General features: G+C 71.8%; 17 protein-coding genes. 12 read left to right on the top strand and 5 right to left on the bottom strand.

Annotated elements, in window-relative coordinates; genetic code table 11:
- Positions 1 to 51: 51 nt before the first annotated feature.
- Positions 52 to 456 carry a hypothetical protein gene (locus ABZ693_RS19190; protein ID WP_359878418.1) on the bottom strand — a complete coding sequence of 135 codons (405 nt, stop codon included), beginning with the start codon at positions 454 to 456 and terminating at the stop codon, positions 52 to 54.
- 213 nt (positions 457 to 669) lie between these two features.
- On the opposite strand from ABZ693_RS19190, the gene ABZ693_RS19185 reads away from it, so the two are divergent.
- Both ABZ693_RS19185 and glxA read left to right on the top strand, forming a co-directional pair.
- Positions 670 to 2607: a glycosyltransferase family 2 protein gene (locus ABZ693_RS19185; RefSeq protein WP_359878415.1), complete on the top strand. Its 1938-nt coding sequence runs from the start codon at positions 670 to 672 to the stop codon at positions 2605 to 2607.
- Between the two features lie 3 nt (positions 2608 to 2610).
- A complete protein-coding gene (glxA, locus tag ABZ693_RS19180) occupies positions 2611 to 4578 on the top strand; it encodes a radical copper oxidase GlxA (RefSeq protein ID WP_359878413.1) in 1968 nt (655 codons plus the stop codon).
- A 42-nt stretch (positions 4579 to 4620) separates the two neighbouring features.
- Here the strand turns inward: glxA and ABZ693_RS19175 are convergent, their stop codons facing one another.
- Positions 4621 to 5748 carry a glycoside hydrolase family 6 protein gene (locus ABZ693_RS19175; RefSeq protein ID WP_435842468.1) on the bottom strand — a complete coding sequence of 376 codons (1128 nt, stop codon included), beginning with the start codon at positions 5746 to 5748 and terminating at the stop codon, positions 4621 to 4623.
- 67 nt (positions 5749 to 5815) lie between these two features.
- A complete protein-coding gene (locus ABZ693_RS19170; protein WP_359878410.1) occupies positions 5816 to 6814 on the bottom strand; it encodes an ArsR/SmtB family transcription factor in 999 nt (332 codons plus the stop codon).
- Positions 6815 to 6902: 88 nt separating this feature from the next.
- On the opposite strand from ABZ693_RS19170, the gene ABZ693_RS19165 reads away from it, so the two are divergent.
- The 4 genes from ABZ693_RS19165 to icmA all read left to right on the top strand — a co-directional run bounded on the left by ABZ693_RS19165 (position 6903) and on the right by icmA (position 10896).
- Entirely contained in the window at positions 6903 to 8183 is a 1281-nt protein-coding gene (locus ABZ693_RS19165) for an MFS transporter (protein ID WP_359878407.1), read from the top strand.
- Between the two features lie 9 nt (positions 8184 to 8192).
- A complete protein-coding gene (locus ABZ693_RS19160) occupies positions 8193 to 8702 on the top strand; it encodes a MarR family winged helix-turn-helix transcriptional regulator (protein ID WP_359878404.1) in 510 nt (169 codons plus the stop codon).
- Positions 8703 to 8766: 64 nt separating this feature from the next.
- On the top strand, positions 8767 to 9099 hold the full coding sequence (locus tag ABZ693_RS19155; protein ID WP_359878401.1) for a DUF3817 domain-containing protein: 333 nt from the start codon (positions 8767 to 8769) through the stop codon (positions 9097 to 9099).
- A gap of 96 nt (positions 9100 to 9195) precedes the next feature.
- On the top strand, positions 9196 to 10896 hold the full coding sequence (icmA, locus tag ABZ693_RS19150) for a coenzyme B12-dependent isobutyryl-CoA mutase large subunit (RefSeq protein WP_359878399.1): 1701 nt from the start codon (positions 9196 to 9198) through the stop codon (positions 10894 to 10896).
- Positions 10897 to 10965: 69 nt separating this feature from the next.
- Here icmA and ABZ693_RS19145 read toward each other — a convergent pair whose 3' ends face one another.
- Positions 10966 to 11595, bottom strand: a complete 630-nt coding sequence (locus tag ABZ693_RS19145; protein WP_359878426.1) for a TetR/AcrR family transcriptional regulator — start codon at positions 11593 to 11595, stop codon at positions 10966 to 10968.
- A gap of 316 nt (positions 11596 to 11911) precedes the next feature.
- On the opposite strand from ABZ693_RS19145, the gene ABZ693_RS19140 reads away from it, so the two are divergent.
- The 6 genes from ABZ693_RS19140 (at position 11912) to ABZ693_RS19115 (ending at position 22982) form a co-directional block, all read left to right on the top strand.
- Positions 11912 to 12880 (top strand): tetratricopeptide repeat protein, encoded by a 969-nt coding sequence (locus tag ABZ693_RS19140; RefSeq protein ID WP_359878396.1) that lies wholly within the window; start codon positions 11912 to 11914, stop codon positions 12878 to 12880.
- Positions 12881 to 13483: 603 nt separating this feature from the next.
- On the top strand, positions 13484 to 14137 hold the full coding sequence (locus ABZ693_RS19135; protein ID WP_359878393.1) for a DUF6230 family protein: 654 nt from the start codon (positions 13484 to 13486) through the stop codon (positions 14135 to 14137).
- Positions 14138 to 14270: 133 nt separating this feature from the next.
- Positions 14271 to 14918 (top strand): DUF6114 domain-containing protein, encoded by a 648-nt coding sequence (locus tag ABZ693_RS19130; protein ID WP_359878390.1) that lies wholly within the window; start codon positions 14271 to 14273, stop codon positions 14916 to 14918.
- On the top strand, positions 14908 to 16266 hold the full coding sequence (locus ABZ693_RS19125; protein WP_359878387.1) for a hypothetical protein: 1359 nt from the start codon (positions 14908 to 14910) through the stop codon (positions 16264 to 16266). Before ABZ693_RS19130 ends, ABZ693_RS19125 begins: the two co-directional genes overlap by 11 nt.
- Positions 16267 to 16888: 622 nt before the next feature.
- Positions 16889 to 21604 (top strand): ricin-type beta-trefoil lectin domain protein, encoded by a 4716-nt coding sequence (locus ABZ693_RS19120; protein ID WP_435842469.1) that lies wholly within the window; start codon positions 16889 to 16891, stop codon positions 21602 to 21604.
- Positions 21605 to 21740: 136 nt separating this feature from the next.
- Positions 21741 to 22982, top strand: a complete 1242-nt coding sequence (locus ABZ693_RS19115; protein ID WP_359878381.1) for a hypothetical protein — start codon at positions 21741 to 21743, stop codon at positions 22980 to 22982.
- An 83-nt stretch (positions 22983 to 23065) separates the two neighbouring features.
- Here ABZ693_RS19115 and pyk read toward each other — a convergent pair whose 3' ends face one another.
- Positions 23066 to 24496, bottom strand: a complete 1431-nt coding sequence (pyk, locus tag ABZ693_RS19110; RefSeq protein WP_359878378.1) for a pyruvate kinase — start codon at positions 24494 to 24496, stop codon at positions 23066 to 23068.
- Positions 24497 to 24645 lie beyond the last annotated feature (149 nt).

Here is a 24645-nt window from a genome sequence, read left to right as displayed (position 1 = left end):
GGCGCCGTACCCCGGCCGGGGTACGGCGCCCGCTCGCGCGGCCCCGCCGGGTCAGTCGCCGGAGCTGCCGAACAGGCCCAGGTGGGTGGGCCGGCCGTCGGTGTGCAGCGCGAGGTAACGGCCGGACCACGAGGTGTCGAACTCGTCCAGCAGACTGTCCGCGTACCGCTCGTTCGCCTGGCTGACGACCTCCTCGAACCGCGCGGCCGTCGGGCTGTCGGTGCCGAAGTGGTGGAGCACGCGGGCGGCCGGGATCCGGCGCAGGCCGGCGGGGTCGACGTCGAGGATCGAATGGGTGCCCTCGGTCCCCATGAACTCCTCGTCGGCCCACAGGGCCTCCAGGCTCTCGAACTCGTCGGCCCACTCCTCCTGGAACACCCGGGCCTGCAGCCGGGCCACCGATGCCTCGACGTTCCCGTCGAACTCGGTGACGTAGTGCCATCCACTGGCGCCCATGCGGATCCCCCTCTTCTCGCGTACGAACACGCTGACGGCCGCACCGTATCGGCGAGGACCGACATCCGGTCCCGCCCGGCCCGCACTGCGCCGAACGGGTCGTCTTCCCCCGATTCCCGAGAACCACTCGCTCGGACACCGTCCAGTCGACACGCCGTCGAATGTCACCTTTCGTGGTGATATCGACTTGTTCGACAAGTGTGGGAGGCACCCGTGCGACCGGGAGGCTACGACTACGACTACGACACATACAGTCGGCTCGCAGGCCCGCTCACCGAACCCGAGCCCGAGCCGGGCTCGCCGTTCGGCGGGTACCAGGTCCGCTACCGGAGTCTGCTCTCGAAGGAGCCGCACCGCATACGCGCGGTCCTCCTCATGGGGCTCGCCCCGCTGCTGTCCGCGCTGCTCCTCGTCTATCTCGTGTGGCCCAGCCACTGGACGGTCCGCGAGGGCGACGAGGCGTGGCGGATCCCGTACGACACGGTGATGCTCGTGTCGATCGGGCTCATCTGCTTCTTCATGCTGGTGAACGTCACCTCGATCGCGCACGCCACCCTCGTCGCCCGCGACCCGATACCCGTCCACCCCGAGCCCGGCACCCGGGTCGCGTTCCTCACCACCTACGTGCCCGGCAAGGAACCGCTCACCATGGTCCGGGCCACCCTCGAAGCCGCCGTCCGGCTGCGGCACGACGGCCGGCTCGACGTCTGGCTGCTCGACGAGGGCGACGACCCCGCCGCCCGGGCGCTGTGCGAGGAGCTGGGGGTACGGCACTTCACCCGGGCCGGGGTGCCCGAGTGGAACCGCCCGAAGGGCGTCCACAAGGCCCGTACCAAGCACGGCAACTACAACGCCTGGCTGGCCGGGCACGGCGCCGGATACGACTTCTTCGCCTCCGTCGACACCGACCATGTGCCGCTGCCCGACTTCCTGGAGCGGATGCTCGGTTACTTCCGCGACCCGGACGTCGCCTTCGTCGTCGGCCCGCAGGTCTACGGCAACTACGCGGCCGGCGTCACCAAGGCCGCCGAGTCCCAGCAGTTCCTCTTCCACGCGCTCGTCCAGCGGGCCGGCAACCGCTACCGCTCGCCCATGTTCGTCGGCACGAACAACGTCGTCCGGGTGAAGGCGCTGCTCCAGATAGGCGGCCTGGTCGACTCCGTCACCGAGGACATGGCCACCGGCTTCGAGCTGCACCGCCGCCGCAACCCGCGCACCGGCCACCCCTGGCGTTCCGTCTACACCCCCGACGTGCTCGCGGTGGGGGAGGGGCCGGCGTCCTGGACCGACTTCTTCAACCAGCAGCTGCGCTGGTCCCGCGGGACGTACGAGACGATCCTCAAGCAGTACTGGAAGGCACCCTTCCGCACCCCGCCCGGCCGCCTCCTCAACTACACCCTGATGCTCGTCTACTACCCGATGACGGCTGTCAACTGGCTGCTCGGCATCCTCTCCTGCGTGCTGTTCCTCTGGCTCGGCGCCTCCGGCACCCAGGTGTCCTCCTCGGTCTGGCTGATGATCTACAGCGACGCGGTCGCCCTCCAGGTCGGCGCCTACCTGTGGAACCGCCGCCACAACGTCTCGCCCCACGAACCCGAGGGCTCCGGCGGCCTCGCCGGCATGGTGCTGTCCGCGCTCTGCGCGCCTATCTACCTCATGTCGCTCGGCTCGGCCGTCCTGCGCACCCGCGGCCGCTTCGTCGTCACCCCCAAGGGCGGTGAGGCCAGCCCCGACCGCCTCGCGACCTTCCGCGTCCACCTCTTCTGGGCGGCGGTCCTCGTCGCGTCCCTGATCGCCTCCGTCCGCCTCGGCCACACCCACGCGGCCATGCGCACCTGGGCCGTGGTCGCCCTTGTCATCGCGCTCGCGCCGGTCGGCGTGTGGACCACCGGCCGCCTGCGCGCCGGGGACGGGATGCGGGCCAAGGTCCGCGGCGCCGCCGTCCGGATCCGGCGGACCCGGCTCGCCGTCCGGCTGCCGTACGAGGTCAGGCTCCCGTTCGGGGCCCGGGTCCGGATCGAGACCCGCGGCCCCGCCGACACCCCCGAGGGCGTCACCCTCGTCACCACCCCCGCCCCGGCCGCACCCGCCGCGTCCCCGACGACCGCCGCTGCCGCCGCCACCGGATCCACGACGACCGGAGGGAACTGAACCATGGCCTACCGGCCGTCCCCACAATTCAAGAAGACCCTGCTCGGCAGCGGTGCCGTGCTCGTCCTCGCCGCCCTCAACGCCCCGGCCGCCGTGTCCTTCGCGACCGACAGGTACCACGCGTACAAGATCGCGCAGCCCGGCTACCAGAAGAAGTACGGCTCGTGGGCCGTGCTCGACGTCCCCGGCGAGTACCGCGTCAACGCGATCCACGCCGCCCTCCTGCACACCGGCAAGGTGCTGCTCGTCGCGGGCTCCGGCAACAACCAGAAGAAGTTCGACGCCGGCACCTTCGAGACCGTCCTGTGGGACCCGGCGAAGAACACGTTCAAGAAGATCCCCACCCCCGAGGACTTCTTCTGCTCCGGCCACACCCAGCTTGCCGACGGCCGTCTGCTCGTCGCCGGCGGCACCGCCCGCTACGAGGTCCTGGACGGCTCGGTGAAGAAGGCCGGCGGCGCGATGCGGGTGAAGAACGAGAGCCCGGACAAGGCCGTGACCCTCAAGAAGGGCACGGTCTTCCGGTCCCCGTCCGGGGTCGAGTACGTGTCGAGGTTCGACGTCACCGTCCCCAAGGCGAAGCGCGAGTTCGAGATCTCGTACTTCAAGAGCGGCCAGATGAAGCCCTGGAAGACCAAGGTGACCGCCGCCGAGCAGCGGGTCTTCGTCGAGGCCGTCAAGGAGGGCCCGCAGGCGCTGACCACCGAGGCCGCGCAGTACGAGGTGGAGGGGCTGAAGGGCGCCGACGCCGGCGACGTCTACGGTCTCGCGCAGAAGATCACCACCGAGATGCAGGACTTCCAGGGCATCAGGGCGGCCTACGAGTTCGACCCGAAGGCCGAGAAGTACGTGCCGGTCGCGCCCATGAAGAACGCCCGCTGGTACCCGACCCTGGTCACCCTCGACGACGGCAAGGTGCTCGCCGCGTCCGGCCTCAACGACGTCGGCGACGTCGTCCCCGGCGACAACGAGATCTACGACCCCGCCACCAAGAAGTGGTCCAAGGGCCCCTTCCGCTACTTCCCCACCTACCCCGCGCTCTTCCTCACCAAGGGCGGCAAACTCCTCTACACCGGCTCCAACGCCGGGTACGGGCCCGCCACCAAGGGCCGCGAGCCCGGCCTGTGGGACCTGAAGAAAAACACGTTCACCAAGCTCCCCGGCCTTACCAAGGCCGACCAGCTGGAGACCTCCGCCTCCGTCCTGCTGCCGCCCGCGCAGGACCAGCGGCTGATGGTCCTCGGCGGCGGCGGGGTCGGCGAGTCGGCCGCCTCCACCGCCCGTACGTCGATCATCGACCTGTCCAAGGACAGCCCGTCCTTCTCCGACGGGCCCGCGCTGCCGCAGGGCACCCGCTACCTCGGCAGCGTGCTGATGCCCGACGACACCGTCTTCACCACCGGCGGCTCGCGCGACTACCGGGGGCGCGGCGCCAGCGACATCCTGAAGGCGCAGTTCTACGACCCGCGCGGCAACACCTTCACCGAGGCCGCCGAGCCGACCGTCGGCCGCGACTACCACTCCGAGGCGCTGCTGCTGCCCGACGGGCGGGTCGCCACCTTCGGCTCCGACCCCCTCTACGGCGACGCCGACAACACCAAGCTCGGCACCTTCGAGCAGCGCGTCGAGATCTTCACCCCGCCGTCCCTGCACCGGGCCGGCGGGGACCGGCCGGTGCTCGGCGCCGGGCCGGACAAGCCCGACCGGAACGGCGGCGTCAGCTACCAGGCCGCGGCCAAGGACGTCGACCGGATCGTCCAGGCCCGGCTGATGCGGCCGAGCGCCGTCACCCACACCACGGACGTCGAGCAGCGCTCGGTGGCCCTGGAGCTGACGAAGGACAAGGCGGCCGGGACGGTCGCGGTACGGATCCCGAAGGACCGCACGCTGGTGCCGCCCGGCTGGTACATGCTGTTCGTGACGGACGCCGACGGCATCTCGTCCGAGGCGAAGTGGGTCCAGGTGCCGTGAGCGGCCGGCGGGCCGGGCGTCGTGAGCCCAGGCCTCGCCGGGTCAGGCCTTGGCGCGGCGGGCGAGCCCCAGCGCGTAGTCGGGCCACCAGGTCCCGGCGGGCGGGCCGCCCCGGCAGGTGCCGTCCGAGTCGCCGGGCCGTTTGATCCAGAGGTACGCGTCGACCAGCGCGTCCCCGGTCCGGTCCGTCGGCGTCGCGCCGAGGGCCCGGCCCGGCGGGTTGCACCACTCCTCCGACCGGTCGCCGTGCAGCGGGCCGTTGCCGTTGCGGCTGGTGTCGACGGTGAAGTGGGCGCCGCCGAGCAGCCGGGACAGGGCGGTGCCGAAGCCCCGTACGACGTCGTCGGTCTGGAAGTTCGACACGTTGAGCGCGAAGCCGTCGGCCCGTTCGACCCCGGCCCGGCGCAGCGGCTCCACCAGCTTGCCCGGGGCGTCGATCCAGGCCGGGTTGCCGGCGTCGAGATAGACCCGGGTCCGCGGCTGCCGCTTGAACCGGTCGACCGCCTCGCCGAGCAGGCCGAGCCGCTCGTCCTCGTACTCGGCCGGGGTGCAGCCGTCCACCAGGTGCGCCACCGCGTCGGGTTCGAGGACCACGATCGCGGGGGTGTCGCCGATGGCCTTGGCGAAGGCGTCCACCCAGTCCCGGTAGGCCCGCGCGTCGTGCGCGCCGCCCGCCGAGTAGCGGCCGCAGTCGCGGTGCGGGATGTCGTACGCGACGAAGACCGCGGTCCGCCCCTGCCGCGCCGCGCCCTGGACCACCCGGGTGACGTCCGGCGCCGGATCGTCGCCGGCCGGCCAGTCCGCCATCGGCCGGTCCGCGATCCGCCGCATCAGGCGGGCGTCCTCGGCGCGGCCCTGGGTCTCGTACGTGCGGACCTGGCGGGCCGCGTCGCTGTCCGGGTCGACCCAGAACGGCGTACCGGCGGTCGGCGGCGCGGGCTCGCCGCGCGAGGCGGGCGTCCGGACGGGGGAGCCCGGCCCGCCGTCGCCGCAGCCGGTGAGCAGCAGGGCGGCGACGGCGGCGAGGCCGGTCAGACGGGCCAAGGGGGCGCGACGGGTGGCGGTGCGACCGGTCGGACGGGCGGCGCGGGCGCGACGGGCGGCGGCGAGCCCGGAGACACGGGCGGCGGCGAGCCCGGTCGGACGGGCGGCGGCGGTGCTGCGGGACATCCGGCCCCCAGGGTCGGGAAGGGCGGCGGGTACGGGGCGTCGATGCGGCCTCATCGTGACATAGCGATCATTCATCGTCCGGCTGCGACACCGCGAGCGCGATGCCCAGCGGCGTCCGCTCGTACAGCACCTGGTGCCCGTACCGCCGTGAGGTCAGCAGCCCGGCCCCGCGCAGCACCGACAGATGCGCCGACACCGACGACGGCGCGAGCGCCAGCCGGTGCGCGAGCGCCGAGGTCCCGGCGGGCTCGTCGAGCGCGCACAGCACCTCGGCGCGGGCCCGCCCGAGCAGCCGGGCGAGGGCGTCCGGGGTGCGTTCGCCGGACTCGGACCACAGGCCGCCGATGCCCCGTACCGGATAGACGACCGTCGGCTGCCACGGCGGGTCGTACCCGCTGACCACCTCCGGCCAGACGAACACCGACGGCACCAGGACCAGGCCCTGCCCCTCCAGGGCCCGGACGTGCTCGCCGCGGTAGGCGACGGTCAGCGTGGCCGTCTCCTCCGTCCACGCGAACGCCGGATGCAGCTCGGCGAGCAGCCGCTCCAGACCGCCCTCGGCGAGCCGCCGCGAGTGGTACGCGACATCGGCCTCCAGCAGGGCCCGCAGCCGCGGCCACTCGGGCGCGACCAGCGCCTCCCACGCCGCCTCGATCAGATCCGCCAGCCAGTGCACCGCCCCGGCCGGATCCGCCAGCATCCGCCGCCCGTGGGGCGTGTCCGCGGCGCCCGGCGTCCCGGCGAGGGTCCGCGCGAGGTCGTCCGCGACGAGGTGCGGAGGCGTGTCCCGCACGGCCGCGATCTCCTCCTCGAACGTGACCGCGGGCCCGGGCGGCGGCGGGTAGAGGCAGTCCGAGTTGTGCCCGCGGTCCGGCATCAGCAGATGGAGCGGGGCCAGGTCGAGGCCGCGCGCCCGGTCCGCGATCCGGCGCAGCCACGGCAGGTGGTAGCCCTGCTGGTGCGGCCGGGCCAGCACCCGTACCGCGCCCTGTGTCTCCCAGAGCGGGGACAGCGCGAAGCGGATGCGCAGCGGGTCGGCCTCGTTGAAGCGCAGGTGGTACGACACGGGGCCCGACCTCCGACCGTCCTCGGCAACATTCGGCTGGAGCCGAAAGTCTAGGCCGCCCGCCGCCGCGTCCCGCACGCTGCGGGGCATGTCCACCACCCTCGCCGCGACTCCCGGCTACCGGGCCGTCTTCGCCGTACGCGAGTTCCGTTTCGTCTTCGCCGCCCACCTCTTCTCGCTCCTCGGCGTCGTCGTCAGCGAACTCGCGCTCACCGTGCTCGTCTACGACCTGACCCGGTCGCCCCTGCTGTCCTCGCTCACCTTCGCGCTCGGCTTCCTGCCGTACCTGCTCGGCGGCACCCTGCTCGCCGGATTCGCCGACCGGTATCCGCCGCGCCGGGTGCTGGTGGTGTGCGATCTCGTCTGCGCGGGCTGCGTCGCCCTGATGGTGCTGCCGACGACCCCGGTCGCCGGGCTGCTCGTCCTGCGCTGCGCGGTCGCCGCCGTGGCGCCCGTCTTCCAGGGGACCCGGATCGCGACCCTCGCGGACATCCTCGGCGAGGGCGAGCTGTTCGTCCTCGGCCGCTCGCTGCTGCGGATCCTGTCGCAGAGCGCCCTGCTCGCCGGCTTCGGCGCGGGCGGCCTGCTGCTCACCGTGGTCACCCCGCGCGGCGCCATGGCCGTCACCGCCGCCACCTTCCTCGTCTCCGCCCTGCTGCTGCGCTGCGGCACCGCCCGCCGCCCGGCCCGCGCGTCCGCGGCGGGAAGCCGCGACGGCATCGGCGCGACCTGGGGCGTGCTGCGCGACCGCCGGATCCGGGCCCTGATGCTGCTGTTCTGGGTGCCGCCGCTGTTCGCGGTCGTCCCCGAGGCGCTCGCCGCCCCGTACGCCGACCGGATCGGCGCCTCCAGCGCCGCCCTCGGCCTGCTGATGTGCGCGATGCCCGTCGGCACCGTCCTCGGCGAACTCCTCGCCGGCTCCGCGCTCTCCGCCGCCACCCGCTCCCGCGCCGTGCTCCCGCTCCTGCTGGCCGGCTTCCTGCCCTTCCTGCTCTACGCGCTGCGCCCCGGCCTCGCCCTCGCGGCCGTCGCCCTCTTCCTGGCGGGCGCGGCCGGCGCGTACACCCTCGGGCTCGACGCCTGGTTCGTCGACGCCGTCCCGGAGGAACGGCGCGGGCGGGCGATGACGCTGATGACGGCGGGGATGATGACCGTCCAGGGCCTGGGCATGGCGGGCGCGGGCCTGGCCGCCGAGTTCGTCCCCGTGCACACGGTGGTCGCGGGCGCCGGCGTGCTCGCCACCCTGTGCGTGGCGGCGCTCGCCCTGGAGGTCCGGGCGACGGCCCCGCGCGCCTCGGGCGGAGGTACGGCCGGCGTACAGGCGACCGAAAGGCGAGATGCGGCCGAGCGCGCCGCGGCCAGTGGATAAGGTCGACGGGTGCCGAAGCCGCTCAGTCTCTCGTTCGACCCCATCGCCCGCGCCGACGAACTCTGGCAGAAGCGCTGGGGCCCGGTCCCCGCGATGGCCGCGATCACCTCGATCATGCGCGCCCAGCAGATCCTGCTCGCCGAGGTCGACGCGGTGGTCAAACCGTACGGACTGACCTTCGCCCGCTACGAGGCGCTGGTGCTGCTCACCTTCTCCAAGGCGGGCGAACTGCCGATGTCCAAGATCGGCGAGCGGCTCATGGTCCACCCGACCTCCGTGACGAACACGGTGGACCGCCTGGCGCGCTCCGGCCTGGTCGACAAGCGCCCCAACCCCAACGACGGCCGCGGCACCCTCGCCTCCATCACCGCCAAGGGCCGCGAGGTCGTCGAAGCCGCGACCCGGGACCTCATGGACATGGACTTCGGGCTCGGCGCGTACGACGCCGAGGAGTGCGCCGAGATCTTCGCCACCCTGCGCCCGCTGCGGGTCGCGGCCGGGGACTTCGAGGAGTCCTGAGACCGACGCCGTGCCACGGGGGGCCGCGCGAAGATCGCCCCACCCGGCCGTTACGCTCGAAGCCATGAAATCCAGCGTGCTGACCCGCTACCGCGTCATGGCGTACGTGACCGCGGTCATGCTCCTCATCCTGTGCGGGTGCATGGTCGCCAAGTACGGCTTCGGCGTCGGCGAGGACCTGACCTTCGCGGTCTCCCAGGCCCACGGCGTCCTCTACATCATCTACCTGATCTTCGCCTTCGACCTGGGCTCCAAGGCGAAGTGGCCGTTCGGCAGGCTGCTGTGGGTGCTGCTCTCGGGCACCATCCCCACGGCCGCCTTCTTCGTCGAGCGCAAGGTCGTCCGCGACACGCTCCCGCTGGTCAACGGCGCGCGACCCGCTCCCGCCAACGCGTAGGCACCACCGCACCGCGAGCACGAATCCAGCCCCGCGCCGCTCCGGCGCGGGGTCGGCCATCGACTTTTACTAGGACGTCCTAGTAAATTCGGAGGTATGGACGCTCACGCGATCGAGGAAGGCCGCCGTCGCTGGCAGGCCCGTTACGACAAGGCCCGCAAGCGCGACGCCGACTTCACCACGCTCTCCGGGGACGACGTGGACCCCGTCTACGGGCCGCGGCCCGGCGACGCCTACGACGGGTTCGAGCGCATCGGCTGGCCGGGCGAGTACCCCTTCACCCGGGGTCTGTACCCGACCGGCTACCGCGGCCGCACCTGGACCATCCGCCAGTTCGCCGGCTTCGGCAACGCCGAGCAGACGAACGAGCGCTACAAGATGATCCTCGCCGCCGGCGGCGGCGGGCTCTCGGTCGCCTTCGACATGCCGACCCTCATGGGCCGCGACTCCGACGACCCGCGCTCGCTCGGCGAGGTCGGCCACTGCGGTGTCGCCATCGACTCCGCCGCCGACATGGAGGTCCTGTTCAAGGACATCCCGCTCGGCGACGTCACCACCTCGATGACGATCTCCGGCCCGGCCGTCCCCGTCTTCTGCATGTACCTGGTCGCCGCCGAGCGCCAGGGCGTCGACCCCGGCATCCTCAACGGCACGCTCCAGACCGACATCTTCAAGGAGTACATCGCGCAGAAGGAGTGGCTCTTCGAACCCGAGCCGCACCTGCGCCTGATCGGCGACCTGATGGAGCACTGCGCGGCGCACATCCCCGCGTACAAGCCGCTCTCGGTCTCCGGCTACCACATCCGCGAGGCCGGCGCGACGGCCGCACAGGAGCTCGCGTACACCCTCGCCGACGGCTTCGGCTACGTGGAGCTGGGCCTGTCCCGCGGCCTCGACGTCGACGTCTTCGCGCCCGGCCTCTCCTTCTTCTTCGACGCGCACCTCGACTTCTTCGAGGAGATCGCCAAGTTCCGCGCCGCCCGCCGGATCTGGGCCCGCTGGATGAAGGAGGTGTACGGCGCGAAGACGGACAAGGCGCAGTGGCTGCGCTTCCACACCCAGACCGCCGGCGTCTCGCTCACCGCGCAGCAGCCGTACAACAACGTCGTCCGCACCGCCGTCGAAGCCCTCGCGGCCGTCCTCGGCGGCACCAACTCGCTCCACACCAACGCCCTCGACGAGACCCTCGCGCTCCCCAGCGAGCAGGCCGCCGAGATCGCCCTGCGCACCCAGCAGGTGCTGATGGAGGAGACCGGCGTGGCCAACGTGGCCGACCCGCTGGGCGGCTCCTGGTACATCGAGCAGCTCACCGACCGCATCGAGGCCGACGCCGAGAAGATCTTCGACCAGATCAAGGAACGCGGCCTGCGCGCCCACCCGGACGGCAAGCACCCGATCGGCCCGATCACCTCCGGCATCCTGCGCGGCATCGAGGACGGCTGGTTCACCGGCGAGATCGCCGAGTCCGCCTTCCGCTACCAGCAGTCCCTGGAGAAGGGCGACAAGCGCGTCGTCGGCGTCAACGCCCACCACGGCTCGGTCACCGGCGACCTGGAGATCCTGCGGGTCAGCCACGAGGTCGAGTGGGAGCAGGTACGCGTCCTCGGCGACCGCAAGGGCCGCCGAGACGACACCGCGGTCCGCACGGCCCTGGACGCGATGCTGACGGCGGCCCGGGACGGCTCCAACATGATCGCCCCGATGCTCGACGCGATCCGCGCGGAGGCCACCCTCGGCGAGATCTGCGATGTCCTGCGCGACGAGTGGGGCACGTACACGGAGCCGGCCGGCTTCTGATCACCGAATGACGAGGGTGGGGCGCCGAAGGTGCCCCACCCTCGTCATTCCCTCCCCGCCCCCACCACCTCACCCCGCCTCGGCCACCGCCCCCAGCCCTCCCAGCAGCAACGCCGACAGCCGCGTCGCCCACGCGTCGTCCACCGGCTCCGCGCTCACCAGCGACCGGTGCACCACCGCCCCCGCCACCACGTCGAAGATCAGGTCGTCCGTGACGGCCACCGCCTCCTCGTCGCGCCCCGCGGGCAGTTCCCCGCGCGCCTGCGCGCGCTCGCGTCCGGCGAGGACGAGGCGTTTCTGGCGTTCGACGATCGAGGTGCGGATGCGTTCCCGCAGGGGTTCGTCGCGGGTGGATTCGGCGACGACGGCCATGAGCGCGGTCTTGGTCTCGGGGCGTTCGAGGAGCGCCGCGAACTGGACGACGACGTGCTCGATGTCGGCCTGGAGCGAGCCGAGGTCGGGGAGTTCGAGTTCGTCGAAGAGGACGGCGACGGCGTCGACGACGAGTTCGTTCTTGTTGGCCCAGCGCCGGTAGAGGGTGGTCTTGGCCACCCCCGCGCGGGTCGCGACGTCGCCCATGGACAGTTTCGACCAGCCCAGCTCCACCAGGGCCGCGCGGGTCGCCTCCAGGATCGCCTCGCCGGCCTCGGCGGAGCGCGGGCGTCCGGCACGGCCGCGGGGGCTGGAGGAGTGACACATAGGGGACATGGTCGACGACCATACCCGTCAGTAGGTATTGCGCCAGGGGGCGGAGATGTGAGGCAGTTCACGTCCCTCGCGGCCCTGTGGCCCCGGTCGGGCGAATACGCTACGACGCGTAGCGGAAGGCTCCGGTCGACCCGGCCGCCCCTCGCGACAACCACCGCGCCGGGTGGGGACCCGGCGCACACACGCTCCACGTACGCACGATGCGTACGACACGTACGAACGAAGCGAGACCGCGCCCTCCCGCCCCGGACGGCCCGGTTCGGCCAACGCTTACCGCTCACGCGCGCGGAGGGGGGAGGATGGGACCATGCAGCCCCGAAACATGTCCATGAGCGGCGTCGTCGACCTCGCCGCGGTGAAGGCGGCCGGTGAGGCCAAGACCAAGGCGGAGCAGACGCGCGCCGAGGCGGCGCGGCACGGCGGGACGCCGGCCGTGACCCCGTCCGCCCTGGTGATCGACGTCGACGAGGCCGGCTTCGAGCGCGACGTCATCCAGCAGTCGGCCGAGGTCCCGGTCGTCATCGACTTCTGGGCCGAGTGGTGCGAGCCCTGCAAGCAGCTCGGTCCCCTGCTGGAGCGTCTCGCCGTCGAGTACAACGGCCGCTTCCTGCTGGCCAAGGTCGACGTCGACGCCAACCAGATGCTGATGCAGCAGTTCGGCATCCAGGGAATTCCGGCCGTTTTCGCGGTCGTCGCCGGCCAGGCCCTGCCGCTCTTCCAGGGCGCGGCGCCGGAGGCCCAGATCCGGCAGACCCTCGACCAGCTGGTCCAGGTCGCCGAGGAGCGCTTCGGTCTCACCGGCCTCCAGGTCGACGCGGACGCCGCCGCCGGTGCCGAGAGCGCCGCCGTGCCGGCCGGCCCGTACGACGCGCTGCTCGACGCGGCCGTGTCCGCGCTCGACGCGGGCGACCTGTCCGGCGCGGTCCAGGCGTACCGGAACGTGCTCGCCGACGACCCCGGTCACCCGGAGGCCAAGCTCGGTCTCGCGCAGGCCGAACTGCTCGCGCGGGTCCAGGAGATGAACCCGGGTGAGGTGCGCAAGAACGCGGCCGACAACCCGACCGACGTCGAGGCGCAGATCGCCGCCGCGGACCTCGATCTGGCGGGCGGTCACGTCCAGGACGCCTTCGGGCGACTCGTCGACACCGTGCGCCGTACGGCGGGCGAGGACCGCGACGCGGTCCGCGTACGCCTGCTCAAGCTCTTCGAGGTCATCGGCTCCGAGGACCCGCGGGTGACGGCGGCGCGGCAGGCGCTGGCGAGCGCCCTGTTCTGAGGCTTCGAAGCCTCGCGTACCCGTCCCGTCGAGGGACGATTTGGCGACACGGCGACATCCGGCGACCGCGCTTTACCAAAACTTGGTAATCGCGGTCGCTGTTACTTGCAGTAAGTCGATGCCCGGTTTCTGTCCGGGTTCGCCTGCCTCCATCCCTCTTTCGTCCGTCACGCGGCGGAACTTTCCGCACCTTCCCGGTGGCGGTCCATCGCCGCTCGGTCATCAAGTCGTTACCAGCGAGTAATGAACCCTCTTGTGCGGGCGACCGGAATGGACCACGATCGGCCACGCTCGGTCCGACACCGCACCAGTCCGGCTCACCCGCCGAAACGGCGCGGCGAAGGGTCCCCACCGGGCGGGCCGGCGGCACTGCCGCCGGTCGTGGACAGGGGGGTTCCTGCTCAGACCGGCAGGACCTGTCCGATCCGGCCGCGCGCACCGCGTGGCCAGTGGTTGTCGCTCGGGGGTGATCGCCGGTGATGAGGACGCGCGTCGTGCCGCCTGAGTTTCGGTGTTCCCCTTCCCGAGGACGTAGCACTTCTCCCATCCCAGGACGGGCCGTGGCCCCTTCTGGAGATGTACGTCCGAGAAGGAGGATTCTCTATGAAGTCCCAGGTTCGTGGCGGGACGAGATGGAAGCGGTTCGCCGTTGTCATGGTGCCGAGCCTGGCCGCGACGGCCGCGATCGGTGTCGGCCTGGCCCAGGGCGCGCTCGCCGCGTCCTTCGCGATCTCCGGCCAGGAGTTCAAGGTGAAGGCCGCCAGCCTGGAGGGCGACAACTTCGTCCAGTACGGCAGCGTCGCCGAGGGCAACACCCTGGAGGGCAAGCCCTTCAAGGCCCCGGTCGCCGTGTCCGGCTTCTCCGAGGCCTGGATCACCAACATGTGCCAGTCGGTCGTGACGCCGGGTGTCTTCGGGCTCCCCGACATCACGCTCCAGCTGACTGCCGGCACCGAGGGCGCCGGTAAGAAGGACAAGCAGGTCTACGCGAAGAACCTCTACCTGGATGTCTCCTCGCTGAAGGCCGACGCCGAGTTCACCAACATCGACATCGGCGTCGCCGCGGGTGACCTGGGCAAGAAGAGCGGCTTCGGCGCCCAGCCGGGCACCACGTACAACCCGAACGGGTTCGGCCAGCGCGCCGAGCACGCGAAGCTCACCGGCGTGAAGCAGACGGCGTGGGCGACCACCGCCGGCACCTTCCGGCTGCCCGACCTCGACCTCTCGCTGAAGGTCGGCAAGCAGGAGTGCTTCTGACGCGGACGTCCGTGACGGACTGACTCGTCGGGGTGGGGGGCCGTCGTCAGCGGCCCCCTCACCCGCTCCCGGCCGGGTGCGCCCTCGCCTCGCCTCTTCTTCTCAGTACCACCCCTTTCAGGGAGTTGTTTCCATGAGCGCCGAGACCACTGTTTCCACCGGAGTCCCCAAGGAGAACCGGTTCCGTGCGTGGCGGCAGACCCGGCCCTTCTGGGCGGGCCTCTTCACCCTCCTCGGCGGCGTGCCGATCGCCTATCTCCCGTACGGGGACGTGCGGTTGGGCAATATCACCCTCGCCATGGCCACGACCGCCGGCGCCGGCGCGCTGATCATCGGGGTCCTCCTCATCACTCTCGGTCTGACGATGTGGTTCCAGCCCGTCGTCCGGGTCTTCGCGGGCATCGCGGCGATCGTGCTCGGGCTCATCTCGCTGCCCGTGTCGAACTTCGGCGGACTGGTCGTCGGTTTCCTGCTCGCCCTCGTCGGCGGCGGCATGTCCGTGTCGTGGGCGCCGGCCGACCCGGTGGACGAGGACGCGGCGGACGAGGCCGAAGCCGTCACCGGAGCCGTCACCGAGGCCGCGGGCGGGACGGACGGAGGGCCGAGCACGGGACCGGTGCTGGCCAAGGCCGCCCCGGATGAGCACAAGCACGACGGTACGACCGGTACGGCGCAGCTCCTGATTCCCCAGCAGGACGCGCGGCCCGCGCAGGACGCGAAGGCGCCGGTGGCCGAGACGACGACCGAAGCCAGCGGTGGGAGGAACCACAGTGCGGGGTGACGAGACACAGTCGGACGAGACGTCGGACGGCGCGACGAGAGGGCCACGGCACGCGGCCCCCCGCAGATCCTTCCTGAGCAAGATCCACGTGCCCGCGGGCAAGGCGATGGCCCTCGCGGCCATGCCGACCGCCGTCCTCGTGGGCATGGGCCTGGCGCCCCGGCTCGCCCTCGCCGACGACAAGCAGGAGATCCCCTTCGCCCCCGGCCCGTGCGTGACCCGCTCGGACGAGCCGACGACCGAGCCGACGGCCACGCCCGACGCGACGAAGAGCCCGGAGCCGACGGCCTCGGCGACCGCCACGCCGGGGACGCCCGCGACCACCGCGCCGTCCCCGACGGCCACCGCGAGCGGCGAGCCCGCGCCGGGCGCGACGACGGGCACCACGGCGCCCGCCGGTCAGCGAGCCACCACTCCGGCGACACCCGGCCCGACATCCACCCCGACGCCGGCCAAGTCGGTCAACCCGCTCGACCCGCTGGGTGTCGGCGACGCGCTCAAGGACCTGTTCGGCGTCCCGGACAAGACCGCCGCGCCCTCCGCCACGCCGAGCCCGGGTGCCACGACCGCCCCGGACCCGGCCGCCGGCAAGGCGACGGACCCGACGCCGGACAAGGCGACGGCGGACAAGCCCGCGGCCGGGACGGACGGCGGTACGGCGGACAAGGCGACGACCGGCGAGGCGGCCACGGACGCGGCCAAGGACGCGGCCAAGGACGCGGCGACCGACGAGGCCAAGAACGCCATCAAGGACGCGGCCGGCCAGGTCGGTGCCACCACCGAGGAACTGCCCGACTCCGCCAAGGGCCTGGACACCACGGCCGACACGGACATCCCGGACGGCGCCAAGCCCCGCTTCCCGTGCCCCGAGCCCGACCCGGAGGCGCTGGCGGCGGCCGACCTGGAGCCCGGCCTGGCGCTGCTCCCGGACGACCCGTGGATCCTGCAGTCGACACTGCTCAACCTCACCGGCCTGGACTACAAGGGCATCGTCGAGGTGAAGACCGGCAGCGGGAAGATCAAGAAGGTCCTGAAGTTCACCGCGAGCTCCATCGACATCAAGGACCTGCACCAGCTGACCGTGGGCCCCGCCGGCACGACGGGCCATGTGAAGTCGCGTCCCGGCTCCACGTCCACGATCCGCAATGGTGAGGTGACGATGTACACGGAGGAGCTGAAGGGCAATCTCTTCGGCCTCATCCCGGTCACCTTCAGCCCGGAGACCCCGCCGCCGCTCAACGTCCCCTGGGCCTTCTTCACCAACGTCAAGGTGACCCAGGCCGGCCAGTTCGGCGGCACGCTCACCATCCCGGGCCTCGAGAACTACCTGGAGCCCGGCAAGAGCTAGCAGCAGGCCCCACCCGTCCCCTTGCCGGGGACGGCCGGACCTTCACGGCCCGCACCGCCCGACAGGGGTGTGCGGGCCGTATGCGTGGGGAACGCGTCCGCCGGGCGGGTTCCTCAGAACCCTCCGGTTGCCCGAATATCGGTGTCGTGGGCGGGCGTGCCGCCCATAAGGTGATGCCGCGCGGCGGATCTTGCTCGTCGGTTCGCGCGCGCACGTTGTTCAGGCGGCCGGGGGAACGTTGCCGCCCGACACGGGGGGTCTTTCGTCATGCCGTCGTACCGGCAGGCCGATACGTGTCCCGCGCCCATGCCGCGCGGGCGCGTGCCGTGCCCGCCCGTACACCCGGCACCCGTTCGTCGCGTCTCTCGGGGCGTCTCCCGGCTCGCTCCCTTCGAACGGAGAAAGAGACACCCTCTTGCGCGACAGACCAGGGTTGTTCACCCCGAGATCCGGTGCGTCCAGGATCCTCACCCCACTTCTCACCGCCGCGTCGGTGCTGGCCGTCGTCGGCGGCCTCGCCGTCCGGCCCGAGGTTCTCGCGCTGAACGCGGAGCCGGCCTCGGACAGTTACGACTGGTACGAGGAGACACCCGCCGAACTGCTGCGGCAGGACCAGTGCCTGATGGCGGACGTGCTGCGGCTGGGCGGGCCCGCCATGGCCGCCACCGCCCAGGACGGACTCAATCAACCGGCCGACAAGCTCCATGAGTTGGCGAACCGGCAGAACTGGGAGAGCACACCGCTCTCCCAGGCGTACGAGAGTGACCGGGCGACCGCCTCCAAGGAGGGCGCGGCGCTCGAAGCGCTTCAGGACGGCTGGAAGAAGCCGCTGGTCGGCCTGACGTCTCCGGCCGGCCTCACCCAGGCGGCCTTCCAATGGCCTCCGGGTGCGAACGGAGGTCAGTCCTTCCCCGCTCAGACCGGACTGTCCCAGTGGATCTCGGACCGGTTCTGGAAGGACGAGAGCGACTTCTACGAGGACTCGACGCCGAAGGCCGACGCTCCGGCCCGCAAGGCGGTCGTCGACCTCGGCACCCCGCTGTACGGGAAGGCCCCCGATCCGTCCAGCCCCGACTGGAACCGGGACCTCGCCGAACGGGACGCCTTCCAGTACCTGAAGAGCGACCCCTTCGAGCCCATGGGCGCGGACAACGCCCGTGTGTTCCTCGCTTCCGGCGGCTTCCCCCGTACCGCTCCCGCGCCGGACACCGCGGAGTTCCGCATCGCGGTCGAGGACATGAAGTCCCGTTTCTCGACCTGCGCGTGGCGTGACCCGATCGATCCGAGCAAGGTGCTCGGGCCGGTCGCCGACACGGCCGCCGCCGAGTGGCAGCAGGAGATCGCCTCCCAGGCGGCCCAGCGCAACACGGTCGTGACCGCGAGCAAGGACGCCACCAAGGCCCTCGCCGCCGGTGCCGGCGCCCTCGCCCAGATGCTGGGCTTCTCGTGGCAGGCGGACCATCTCGCCCGCTGGCAGGACTACTGGACCTCGGGCGGCATCGGCTGGATCGGCGACGCGCCGACCGTCATCGAGCTGAAGGCCGCCGCGGGCAAGTGCCTGGACGTGCAGAGCGCCGCGACGGCCAACGGCACCCCGGTCCAGGTGTACACGTGCAACGGCAGCGCGGCCCAGGGGTGGATCCTCGAGGGTGACGACACCGGCCTGCACCTGCGCAACGTCAACTCTTCCAAGTGCCTCGACGTCGCCGGGAACGGCAAGACGGACGGCACGAAGATCCAGGTCTACACGTGCAACAGCAGCGCGGCGCAGACCTGGGCCTACACCCCGCGCGCCACGACCCCGCTGAAGGGGGTCAGCTCCGGCAAGTGCCTCAACTTCGCGACGTACGACCCGGGCAAGGACGCGCTGCTCGCCACGTGCAACGGCGCCGGCCCGCAGCAGATGGTGATCAAGCCGTCCGGCCACACCGGCCCGGTCCAGACGGCCGCCACCCTCGCCCAGGTGACGGCGAATGTCGCCACCGTACGGACGACCGCGGCGCAGCAGCTGGCCGCGCTCCGGCAGCAGGCCGCCACGGCCAAGGCCGCCGCGACCACCGCCGACACCGCGGTCCAGGCCGCCTACGCCATCGCCGACAAAAACGGCGCGCCGCGCGGGCGAGGGCTGCTGGTCGGGCTGCAGAAGGCGCAGGTCACCAAGGGTGCCGCCGCGGCACTCGACGCGATGGTGAAGGCGGGCGAGACCGCCGAGGCCGCCACCCGCGCCGCGGCCGCGGACAGCGACACGATCGCGCAGCGTGCGCTCGCCCAGGCCGCCCAGTCCAAGGCGGAGTTCCGCAAGGAGGCCGCTGCCGCGGCCGAGTTGCAGGCGAAGGCCGCCGCCGACGGGGCCAAGCTGCACCGGGACAACGCGAAGAAGGACAAGGAGACCGCCGAGGCGAAGCTCGTCGAGGCCCTGACGGCCGAAGGCGACGCGAAGGCCGCCGCCGCGGACGCGCACGCCAAGCGGCTCACCGCCGAGGCCGAGGAGGCCAACGCGAAGAAGGAGATGGAGACCGCCGCGGCCAAGCAGGGTGAGGCCGCGCAGCACAAGAAGAACGCCGAGTCGGAGGCCACCAAGGCCGAGGAGGCGAAGCGGGCGGCGGAGGCGTCCGAGGCCACGGCGGTCGGGAAGAGGAACGCCGCGGTCAAGGCCAAGGACGCGGCCAAGGACAAGCGGGACGACGCGTGGGACGCCGAGCAGAAGGCCGACGCCGCCCGTGCCAAGGCCGACGCGAAGGAGGCGTACGCGCAGGCCCACGAGGCGTCGGCCGACGCCCAGGACGCCCGCACGGCCGCCGATCAGGCGGCGGCGTACGCCGACGCGGCCGAGGCCGCCGCGATCGCCGCACGAGGCGAGGCGGACGCGGCCACCCAGGCGGCCGCGGAGGCGGACGCCGCGGCGACGCGCGCCGAAGCGGCCGCGAAGCGGGCCCGTGCGGCCTCGGACGGCGCCCAGGCGGCGAAGCTGAAGGCCGACGCCGCCGTGCGGGTCGCCACCAGCGCGGCCGCCGACGCCATCGCGGCGAGCGATCACGCCGCCGGCGAGGCCCGGACGGCGGTCGCCCTCGCGGACGAGGCCGAACGCCAGGCGGGGATCGCCAAGGCGCACGCCGACGTGGCGAACAAGGAAGCGGCGGCGGCCCGGGCGGCGGCGGCGAAGGCCACCGGCTTCGCCTACGTCACCGCCCAGGCGGCGGCCGACGCCAGTGCGGCCGCGGCCCAGGTCGTGAAGCCCGCGAACGACGCGATCCAGCTCGGCTCCCCGTACGTCGCCACCGACGCCACCGCGAGCCTGGTCGTCCTCACCGGACAGGCGTCGAAGACGATCGCCGAACAGCAGCAGGCCGTCGCCGCGGCCCATGCCGCGAACGCGAAGGAGGAAGCGGCCGTCGCGAAGGCCCTCGCGGACGCGGCCACCGGCGACGCGAAGCTGGCCTACCAGCACGCCGCCAACGCGGCCGGATACGCGGCGGACGCCCGCGGCTACGCCAAGGAAGCCCTCGGCTACGCCGCCGACGCCGCCCTGGCCGCGTCGAAGGCCGTCGCTTCACTGGCCCGGACCGTCGAGTACGACCGGCAGGCGGCCGAGGACGCCGCGGCGGCCGACAAGGCGGCCGGGCGCGCCGAAGGCCATGCCCGCTCCGCCCGTGAATCCGCCGACCAGGCCGCCCTCGACGCCGAGGGCGCCCGGCAGGCCGCGGCCCGCGCCGAGCAGGCTGCCAAGGACGCCAGAGCGGCGGCCGACCGTGCCGACGTCGCGGCCACCGAGGCGGAGCAGGCGGCCAAGGACGCCCAGAAGTACGCCGATGAGGCCCAGGCAGCCGCCGACCGCGCCGAACGGGCGCAGGCCAACCAGCAGGTGTCGACGGGCGCGGGCACCGGTATCGGCGGCACGTGGTACGTCGTCGATGAGGACTCCGTCGAGATCACCGACACGAAGCAGAAGAACGACTGCGTCATCGAGATCGGCCTTGAGGGCTGCACCGTCACCTTTGAGGTCACCTTCAACGCCGACGTCGACTTCTTCCTGTGCCTCAACCCCGACGTTCCGGCCACTGAGGCCGGATGCCCGTCGTCCGACTCGCTGCTCCTGCGCACCGAGCACTTCAAGGACCGGAAGAAGGACGTCACCCACTACTTCAGCAAGTGGGACCTGATAGAGCAGACCCTCACCTACAAGATCCTCAAGGCCGTTCTGCTCCAGGACTTCGTGGACTGCTGGCACGGCAGCACCAGCGGCTGTCTCTGGGCGGGGAGCAACTTCATCCCGGGCAAGGTCTTCGGCACGATCGCCGAGGGCATCCGCGCCCTGGACGCCGCGCTCAACACGGGAGTAAGCGTCGTCGACGCCTTCAACGCGCTGCGGAAGCTGGATCTGGACCCGGCGACCCTCGCCCGTATCGAGAACACCGTCAACCTCTACGAGGACATGGTCACGTCCTGCCGGGTCAACAGCTTCCCGGGGGCGACCCAGGTGCTGATGGCCGACGGCAGCCACCGGGCGATCAGCGCGGTTCGCCGGGGTGACCGCGTTCTGGCCGAGGATCCGGACAGCGGCCGACGGGGCCCGCAGACGGTCACTTCCACCTACGCGCATGACACCGACCTCCTGGTGGACATCCGCCTCGTGGACGGGCAGCGGCTCACCAGCACCGCCGGCCATCGCGTCCACGTCGCCGGTCGCGGCTGGATACTCGTGTCGGATCTCCGCGCCGGAGACCGGCTGCGTTCGCCGGACGGGTCACTGCGCGCCGTCGGGGCACTGCGTACCCGTGCGGCTGTCAAGGACTCCCGGGTGTACGACATCACGGTCGACGGCCTGCACACCTTCTACGTGCGCGCCGAAGGACCGCGGCCGAGCGACCTGCTGGTACACAACTGCGCGAACCTCGCCGACGAACTGGCCTACCCGGACAGCGGAGCCCACACCCTCAGCCGTCACGTGAACCCGACGCCACAGCAGGCCGTCGACTTCGCCAAGGAGAACGAGCGGAAGGGCCTGGCCCCGATCAGCACGGTGTGGACCAGCCAGGACATCGCGCAGCAGGCCGTCGAACGCGTCCTCGCGGACTACTTCTTCCCCCGGGGCAAGAAGCGGACCGCCAGCTTCGACGCGTTGGACAATTTCCTCAACAAGCGGGGACAGTGGCGCAACAAGGCGGAGTTTGAGATCACCGGAAAATGGGATATGTACTCTTCCCTCGGAACGGTGTACAAGGCATCCGGCCCCGCGGAGGCGGCGGGCAACCAGGTCCGCGTGGTCCTGAAGAGGCTGCCCGGCAAGCAGGGGCACTTGGGCTACATCGTCTACACCGCGTATCCCATGCCCAAGTAGTCCGCGTGCTTTCCTTCTGACGGTACATCCCGTGCTGGGGGTACCCCTGATACACCCGTGGTGGGCCCGGCTGTCCTCTCGACGGCCGGGCCCACCTTGTCATCCCATCCGGCAGACCAAGGAGCCGACACCGACCATGGCGCGGCAGCACGAGGAGTACCGACAACTGTTCGAGGGTGACTTCGGCCTGAGCGCCCTCGCGGGTGGGATCGCGGCCTCCACCGAACCAATCGACCAGAACGACATGTTCCGGCTGGCGGCAAGCGTGGCGGCCGACGGCGACGGCGAGGGCGCGGTGGAACTGGGCCGGGACCTGGACCGTCTGCTGCGGGCAGGACTGTCCGACGACACCCTGGGCACCCTCTGGCAGGCCGTCACCGGCGACGGCCGTTTCCCGGCCGCTACCGGGGCGGATGTCCGCGACCAGCTGAGCCGGCTCGCCACGCGCTACCCCGCACCGCCGGGGACCGGAGCCCCGGCACCCGAACGCGAGACGACCTCACGGGCCGACGTCATCGCGGAGGTGAGGGCGTCGGCGGCGGACCCGGCGAGCGCCGCCGCCTTGCCGGCGGCCCTGACGGTGATTGTCGACCACGCCGGCGAGGACCTCGCCCTTCGCCTCCTGATCCGCGTTCTCAAGACCCGTCGCGTCCTTGTGACGAAGGAGCGGTACGACCGCCTGACGGCCCTCGGCAGACGGTTCGGCTACCCCGGGCCCCTGGTCTACGACGGGCTGAGCGTGGCATGGCCGCCCATCGACCCGGCGCGGCGGGACGGCGAGGGCGACTTCGGCCTGTCCGGCCTCGCCTCGTGGTTCTCCTGGGAGTGGCCGGAGCCCACCGCGTGCGACCGGCTGCGTGTCGCCGTCGCGGCCGACGAAGAGGCCCACACACCCGGGTCCGCGGCGGCGCTCGTGCTGGTGGACGTCCTGCGCCTGTTGGATTCGCCGCTGTCCGACGACACGCTTGCGACCTTGTGGCGCGAGGCCACCGGCCGGGCCCACGACCCGGGCCGCATCGGCACCGGCGCCCGGGACTGGCTCAAGACGATCGCCGATGAATGCCGCGCACGCCTCGCCGAGGTGGCTCCCGACTACCGGCCCACCACACCACCCGTCGACGAGGAGCATCAGGACGCGGTGCTGCGGCAGGTACGGGAGTCGGCCGCCGTGACCGGTGACGGACCGGCGGCGGCGCTGGAGGAAGTCGTCACCCGGGTGGATGCCGAGCTCGGCTACCGGCTGCTCCTGCGCCTGCTTGCCGCACGTACCACCCCTCTCAGCGAGGAGGAGTACGAACGCCACGTGGCGCTGTGCCGTCACTTCCGTTTCGGCGCGGAGTACGTGGCCGAGGCCGTCGAGCTGCTGCGGCACCGCTGACACGGGGCTCGCGTGACGGCCCGCCTGGGAGAAGCCCCGCCCTGCGGGGCTTCTCTCCGTCTACGGCGACACGGCCACGCGGGTCAGTCGTGGTCGCCGCCGCCCAGGTGGTGGACCCGGACCATGTTCGTGGTGCCGGGGACGCCGGGGGGCGAGCCGGCGGTGATGACCATGGTGTCGCCCGCGTTGTAGCGCTGGAGCTTCAGCAGCTCGGCGTCGACGAGGTCGACCATGGCGTCCGTGGTGGTCACGAACGGGACCAGGAAGGACTCGACGCCCCAGCTCAGCGCGAGCTGGTTGCGGGTGCCCTCGTCCGTCGTGAAGGCCAGGATCGGCTGGGCCGCGCGGTAGCGGGAGAGCCGGCGGGCGGTGTCGCCGGACTTGGTGAAGGCGATCAGCGCCGTACCGCCGAGGAAGTCCGCGATCTCGCAGGCCGCGCGGGCCATCGAGCCGCCCTGGGTACGCGGCTTCTTGCCCGGCACCAGCGGCTGGAGGCCCTTGGACAGCAGTTCCTCCTCGGCCGCCCTGACGATCTTCGACATCGTCTTGACGGTCTCGATCGGGTACGCGCCGACCGAGGACTCGGCGGACAGCATCACCGCGTCCGCGCCGTCCAGGATCGCGTTGGCGACGTCGCTCGCCTCGGCGCGGGTCGGCCGCGAGTTGGTGATCATCGACTCCATCATCTGGGTGGCGACGATGACCGGCTTGGCGTTGCGGCGGCACATCTCGACGAGGCGCTTCTGCACCATCGGGACGCGCTCCAGCGGGTATTCCACGGCGAGGTCGCCGCGGGCCACCATGACCGCGTCGAACGCGGCGACGACGGCGGCCATGTTCTCCACCGCCTGCGGCTTCTCCACCTTGGCGATGACGGGGACCCGGCGGCCCTCCTGGTCCATCACCTTGTGGACGTCCTTGACGTCGTTGGCGTCCCGCACGAAGGACAGCGCGACCATGTCGCAGCCCATCCGCAGGGCGAACCGCAGGTCCTCGACGTCCTTCTCGGACAGGGCCGGCACGTTGACGGCCGCGCCGGGCAGGTTGATGCCCTTGTGGTCGGAGACGACGCCGCCCTCGACGACGATCGTCTTCACCCGCGGGCCGTCGACCTCGACGACGCGCAGTTCCACGTTGCCGTCGTTGATCAGGACCTGGTCGCCCTTGGACACGTCGCCGGGCAGGCCCTTGTACGTGGTGCCGCAGATCGCCTTGTCGCCGGGGACATCCTCCGTGGTGATGGTGAACTCGTCACCGCGCACCAGCTCGACGGGACCCTCGGCGAAGGTCTCCAGACGGATCTTGGGGCCCTGGAGGTCGGCGAGCACGCCGATGGCGCGGCCGGTGTCCGCCGCCGCCTTGCGGAGGCGGTCGTACCGCCCCTGGTGCTCCGCGTGGGACCCGTGGCTCATGTTGAAACGGGCCACGTTCATGCCGGCCTCGATGAGAGCCTTCAGCTGCTCATAGGAGTCGACGGCGGGGCCCAGGGTGCAGACGATTTTGGAACGGCGCATAAGGCGGATCCTATCGGTTTGTTTCACTGCGGAATATTCCGTCTGGCGGAAAGTACAAATGGGCGGGGGGCCGCTCAGGCGTTCACTCCTCCGAGAGTCATTTCTCCTTTCCCGTCACCTTTCTGGTGACCTTTCGGCGACCTTCCGGC

This window comes from Streptomyces laurentii, assembly GCF_040635425.1.
In the GTDB taxonomy this organism is placed as follows: Bacteria; Actinomycetota; Actinomycetes; order Streptomycetales; family Streptomycetaceae; genus Streptomyces; species Streptomyces laurentii.
The sequence above is the reverse complement of the archived record's forward strand: the minus strand, read 5'-3'. Positions and strand labels throughout refer to the sequence as shown.

Excerpts from the sequence above, each read along its gene's own strand:
- ABZ693_RS19190 (WP_359878418.1), bottom strand. The coding sequence starts at position 456 with ATGGGCGCCAGTGGATGGCACTACGTCACCGAGTTCGACGGGAACGTC.
- glxA (WP_359878413.1), top strand. The coding sequence starts at position 2,611 with ATGGCCTACCGGCCGTCCCCACAATTCAAGAAGACCCTGCTCGGCAGC.
- ABZ693_RS19175 (WP_435842468.1), bottom strand. The coding sequence starts at position 5,748 with ATGTCCCGCAGCACCGCCGCCGCCCGTCCGACCGGGCTCGCCGCCGCC.
- ABZ693_RS19165 (WP_359878407.1), top strand. The coding sequence starts at position 6,903 with ATGTCCACCACCCTCGCCGCGACTCCCGGCTACCGGGCCGTCTTCGCC.
- ABZ693_RS19155 (WP_359878401.1), top strand. The coding sequence starts at position 8,767 with ATGAAATCCAGCGTGCTGACCCGCTACCGCGTCATGGCGTACGTGACC.
- icmA (WP_359878399.1), top strand. The coding sequence starts at position 9,196 with ATGGACGCTCACGCGATCGAGGAAGGCCGCCGTCGCTGGCAGGCCCGT.
- ABZ693_RS19145 (WP_359878426.1), bottom strand. The coding sequence starts at position 11,595 with ATGTGTCACTCCTCCAGCCCCCGCGGCCGTGCCGGACGCCCGCGCTCC.
- ABZ693_RS19140 (WP_359878396.1), top strand. The coding sequence starts at position 11,912 with ATGCAGCCCCGAAACATGTCCATGAGCGGCGTCGTCGACCTCGCCGCG.
- ABZ693_RS19135 (WP_359878393.1), top strand. The coding sequence starts at position 13,484 with ATGAAGTCCCAGGTTCGTGGCGGGACGAGATGGAAGCGGTTCGCCGTT.
- ABZ693_RS19130 (WP_359878390.1), top strand. The coding sequence starts at position 14,271 with ATGAGCGCCGAGACCACTGTTTCCACCGGAGTCCCCAAGGAGAACCGG.
- ABZ693_RS19120 (WP_435842469.1), top strand. The coding sequence starts at position 16,889 with ATGGCGGACGTGCTGCGGCTGGGCGGGCCCGCCATGGCCGCCACCGCC.
- ABZ693_RS19115 (WP_359878381.1), top strand. The coding sequence starts at position 21,741 with ATGGCGCGGCAGCACGAGGAGTACCGACAACTGTTCGAGGGTGACTTC.
- pyk (WP_359878378.1), bottom strand. The coding sequence starts at position 24,496 with ATGCGCCGTTCCAAAATCGTCTGCACCCTGGGCCCCGCCGTCGACTCC.